Source organism: Acinetobacter sp. WCHAc060025 (assembly GCF_004209355.1).
GTDB classification, from domain to species: domain Bacteria; phylum Pseudomonadota; class Gammaproteobacteria; order Pseudomonadales; family Moraxellaceae; genus Acinetobacter; species Acinetobacter wuhouensis.
On record NZ_SGSX01000048.1, the window covers coordinates 1 to 4,353 of the forward strand.

Annotated in this window: 5 protein-coding genes; 4 read left to right on the plus strand and 1 reads right to left on the minus strand. The window is 37.5% G+C overall.

From position 1 onward, the window contains the following. Both EXE09_RS18450 and EXE09_RS18455 read left to right on the plus strand, forming a co-directional pair. Positions 1–366 (plus strand): hypothetical protein (locus tag EXE09_RS18450; RefSeq protein WP_130118230.1); only part of this gene is annotated, 366 nt, incomplete at its 5' end. Positions 367–1,211: 845 nt separating this feature from the next. Continuing rightward, the gene (locus EXE09_RS18455; RefSeq protein ID WP_130118231.1) at positions 1,212–2,396 is read left to right on the plus strand and encodes a hypothetical protein; all 1,185 of its coding nucleotides are present in this window, start codon (positions 1,212–1,214) and stop codon (positions 2,394–2,396) included. A 53-nt stretch (positions 2,397–2,449) separates the two neighbouring features. Here EXE09_RS18455 and EXE09_RS18460 read toward each other — a convergent pair whose 3' ends face one another. Next, positions 2,450–2,857 (minus strand): conjugal transfer protein TraD, encoded by a 408-nt coding sequence (locus EXE09_RS18460; protein ID WP_068599486.1) that lies wholly within the window; start codon positions 2,855–2,857, stop codon positions 2,450–2,452. A 280-nt stretch (positions 2,858–3,137) separates the two neighbouring features. On the opposite strand from EXE09_RS18460, the gene EXE09_RS18885 reads away from it, so the two are divergent. Then, complete coding sequence (locus EXE09_RS18885) at positions 3,138–3,293, plus strand: hypothetical protein (RefSeq protein WP_165382092.1); 156 nt, start codon at positions 3,138–3,140, stop codon at positions 3,291–3,293. Further along, positions 3,293–4,222, plus strand: a complete 930-nt coding sequence (locus EXE09_RS18465) for a MobA/MobL family protein (protein ID WP_023274844.1) — start codon at positions 3,293–3,295, stop codon at positions 4,220–4,222. Before EXE09_RS18885 ends, EXE09_RS18465 begins: the two co-directional genes overlap by 1 nt. The last annotated feature ends 131 nt before the right edge of the window (positions 4,223–4,353 follow it).

Consider the following 4,353-nt stretch of genomic DNA (forward strand, 5'->3'; position numbering starts at 1 on the left):
AGCACTGTATCAAAATCGCTAAATACGGGCTTACAGGAGGGTACAGCAGAGCTTATCAAGACCGCTAAGGCACTTGGACGCCTGAATCATTCAATTGATTCTGTGATTCATCAATGGTCATGGAAGTTAATCGCTATTGTTCTAGGTGCTTTTGCTATCTTGATGCTGGCAATGACTTGGTTATTTGTGGTTTACATCAAACCTTTAGGCAATATTCCTCAGATCGAGAGCCTAAAACAACAGGGAATCCAATTTGATATTGGAAGCTGTACTGTTGGAGAGGAATCTAAACCGTGTGTCCGAGTGATGAAAAAGCAGTGTGGATATGGAAAAAATGGCGATTTTTGCGTCATAGACCCCAAATGATAAGTACTTGATAAAGAAAAAGCCCATTCAGTATTGAAACTAAATGGGCTTTCGCTTTATATTCAGCGGTACGCAGTTATTTGATGCTTCGAACCATCGAATAACGAAGATCAGCAGAGCTACCAACTCGTGCAGATTTCACCACAAGGCTTGTACCTGAACTCTATTTTCACAATAAACAGTGTTTAGATCAAGACTCAAAATGATAAGTCTTCGTTAATACGTGTTTTTATTCATCAAATAAGCATCATAGATCGAGCTTTGCCTGCTTCTGCGTGTCCGTTTTACGGATTGGCATGCGTTGCATGTGGAGGGAATAAGTGTCACTGGTGCAACGTAGCGATAGTCGAAAGGCTAAACCGCTTACAGGGGATTCTCACAAAGGCGGAGCGTTGGAAGTAGTTGTATAGGTCGGTTAAGTTGCATGCTGGGGAAACCCTCGCAGAGATATCGCCATACTTCGACAGGGAGCGTGTGGGAGAAGGTGCAAGACCTTTAGTCCTTGTCTGCATAGTCAGCAAAACTATGTGCGGATACGACCGATATACGTGGCTCCGAAGCCAAAAGAATATGCGGTAAATCGGCAATACTTAAAGGATGTGTCATTTTTTTAAATGACCGCCTTTAGGGAAAGTATTGCCGAAACTCTCTCAACCGTTTCCAAAGCCAAAGCACGAAGTGCGACGCTTTGGAGGCGAGTTGAGAAGTTGAGAGCATTTGTTTTTAGGGGAATTAGGCAGATGGGTTTTAATATACCCAATATTCTGCTTAGGCTATTTTTTTATGCTTTTAATCTTCTATAAACCGTTATTTAATTGAATGGTAATAATTTTTGAATCTTTGAAATGACTAGAAGTAGATTTTTTAAAAAAACGTACCATTCTAATTATCGAGGTAAAGTATCTGTTGAGGATGCTGTTAAACATCAAACATATCTTGATGATATGAGAAAAGATGCTGTTTTTTATTGTGTAGATCATATCGAAAGTTCAATGATCCCACATAGTATGCTTCATAAAATAATTCAAAAGTTAAAAACGAAGCAAAATGATAGTTTAACTTTGCCAGAGAAAGCCTATTTAGTTCGTCAAAACCTTAATGCTTTACATAGTCTAGTTGAAGGTAAAATTTCTTTTAATCAATATAAGAAAGAAGTTGTTAATGACAGAATAAAGCATCAAGAACACTTAGAAGCAGAAAGATTACGCTTGGAAAAATTAAGAGAATTAGAACTAATTCAGTTAAAGAAACAACAAGAAAAATTAGCTCAGGAAAGAAAAGTTAGAGAACAAGCTGAACGTGAACGTAGGAAAAAATTAGAATCTGACCCTAAATATATAGAGAGGCAAAAAGAAAAAAATCTAATAAAAAAATATGATATTTACTTCTATGACATAGCGGATAAGCATAGATCGAAGTTAATTAATATATTGAAATTATTAGATAATAATCAGAGATTATCTGAACAAGATGCTATTTGGTTAAATTCGGAAGGACGACAATTTTTTACAGATGAACTTAAGATAAAATTTCATCGTGTGGAAGCTGATTTTTATCTTAATCAATATAAGACAACCAAATTACATTGGCATGCTATTAATGCCTCTAGTCAATTAAGAAAAGCTAAAGCAAGTAAAGAGGCTGAAAAGTTTTTAGAAAATACTGAAATCTCACTAAATAAAAATAAAAAATTATTGTCAGCTTATTTCACTACATTGGGAGGAGTTAAGAGAGATATTAGAAAAGTCGATACAGCAATAGAATGTGGCGTAAAAGCTCATGAAAATAATTCTCAGGACTACAGACCATGTACTTTATTGGGAGCTATATATATGGAAAACCATGAATATACTCTTGGACATGATTGGTATAGCAAAGCACGTGACCGAGGCGCGCCAGAGAAATCTATAAATGCTGATCTCAGAAGTATTCTTTTAAAATTAGATAAATCAAAACGCATTGAAATGATTGCTAGTCTATTGAAAAAAGACCCATACCTTTATGGTTGGTTAAAAGATATTAAAAAATAACTTCTAGTTTCCAAAAATCCCAATTTAAGTATTGGGATTTTTATTATAAAACGTCACTTTTTACGCTGATTTAAGGTTTCTTGTCCTAAATCCTTCCAAATTTGCCATTTCATATCATTTGGGTCGATTTCAGCAGTTTTTAGAAGAACGCCAAGTAATTCGGCTGGGTCACGCTGATCTAGGTTAGCTATTTCAAATAGTGCGCCTAATTGAATGAGATGACGTGTACGAGCTTTACGTTCAGCTTCCTTTTCGGCATTCAATAATTTTCTAACTGCAACTTTTTGCTTATTTGCTCGATCTATGGCTTTTTCAGCTTTGATCAAGGCATTGATCTTTTTCTCTTGGTCGGGTGTTCTGTACTGAATTTTGGCTAATTCAAGTAAAAGTTTTTGAGCATCACTAGGATTCTTTAAAGCAGAAATATAGGTGATTTTTTCAGACAGCCAATCATTATTCATATTCAATTCCATTAATTCAGATACCGCAAAAGCACAGGCTCAATACTCAAAGAACGATAACAAAATATTTACGTTCGAGTAACGTAATTTTGTTAAAGTCGTTCTAGAGATTTTCGCCTGTACTTCCATCAAAAATTTGATGGCGCGCTTAGACGTTTCTCAATTTCATTGAGAAACCTAAGCACGTTAGGGACTTCATCCCTAAAACCCTGAAACTTCTTTTTTTCGTTCAATTGAAAATTGAATGAAAAAAAGAAGTACCAAAGCTAGGAGCAACAGCATGCAACTAAAACAGGTATTGGGAAAAATCAAAGATATTACTTTTGGCGTGATCGCAGCACCGCTACTTATCATCATTATGATGTGGGCTTCGATACTCGATCAAAGAGCATTTAAGAAAGAACTAGACCGGAAAAAGGGACAGGATAAAACCTAATGGCGATTGCTCGTTTAAGTGTCAAAGTTGGTAAAGCAGGCAAAGCAGCACCGCATGCCGAATATATCGATCGGGATGAAGAAAAGAAGCTGAAACAGGAGCAGGCAGAAACCGACCTTGAACATAGTGCCTATGGAAATATGCCGAAATGGGCTGAACATAATCCGATTACCTTTTGGCAGGCAGCCGACCTTTACGAGCGTAAAAACGGCAGTACCTACCGAGAGTATGAAATAGCTTTGCCTAGAGAGATGAATGCCGAGCAACGCTTAGAACTGGTTGAGGACTTCATTCAGTCTGAAATTGGCTCAAAATATCCGTATCAGTTTGCGATTCATAACCCTAAAGCAATGGACGGCAATGATCAGCCTCATGTTCACCTCATGTTTAATGAACGTCTGCAAGATGGAATCGAGCGAGATCCAGAGCAATATTTCAAACGCTATAACAGCAAAAATCCTGAACGTGGCGGAGCTAAAAAAGACAATACAGGCAAGAGTTACCAGGAACGAAAAACTGATATTAAAGACCTACGCCAAAGATGGGCAGATTTATGCAACAGCCATTTAGAAAAACACCAAATTGATAGCCGTATTGATATGCGAAGCTACAAAGAGCAAGGCATAGAGAAAGAACCCGAAAAAAAACTATTACCAAGCCAAGCTAAAGACCCTGAAATCAGGGAAGCCTTGCAACAGTCACGTACAGCCTATAAAGAGCTTGAGCGACTAGACTTAGGCGACCCTAAAAACGACCTGAAAGACCTCAAAAACAGCCCTATCTCAGACAAAGAAATTAAACAGGGCATTGAGAGCTTTAAGGCTGATTTTGATAGCTTTAAACAGCTTGCCTTACAGCAGTACAAAGAACAGCAGAAATTAGAACGAGAGCAACAGAAAACAATGAAGTTTAGAGGGATGAGCCGATGACACCTGATGAAAAAAAGTTATATGCACTGATGGCAGTTGCAGAACAACAGCAGAACTTAGTCAATCAGGCTGTTAAAGAGCTTCAAATCACGGAAGAACGTATTCAAAAGGTCATAGCAGGGCAAACCCAT

Bases quoted from the DNA above. Each gene is read 5' to 3' on its own strand.
- EXE09_RS18455 (WP_130118231.1), top strand. From the start codon at position 1,212: ATGACTAGAAGTAGATTTTTTAAAAAAACGTACCATTCTAATTATCGA.
- EXE09_RS18460 (WP_068599486.1), bottom strand. From the start codon at position 2,857: ATGAATAATGATTGGCTGTCTGAAAAAATCACCTATATTTCTGCTTTA.
- EXE09_RS18885 (WP_165382092.1), top strand. From the start codon at position 3,138: ATGCAACTAAAACAGGTATTGGGAAAAATCAAAGATATTACTTTTGGC.
- EXE09_RS18465 (WP_023274844.1), top strand. From the start codon at position 3,293: ATGGCGATTGCTCGTTTAAGTGTCAAAGTTGGTAAAGCAGGCAAAGCA.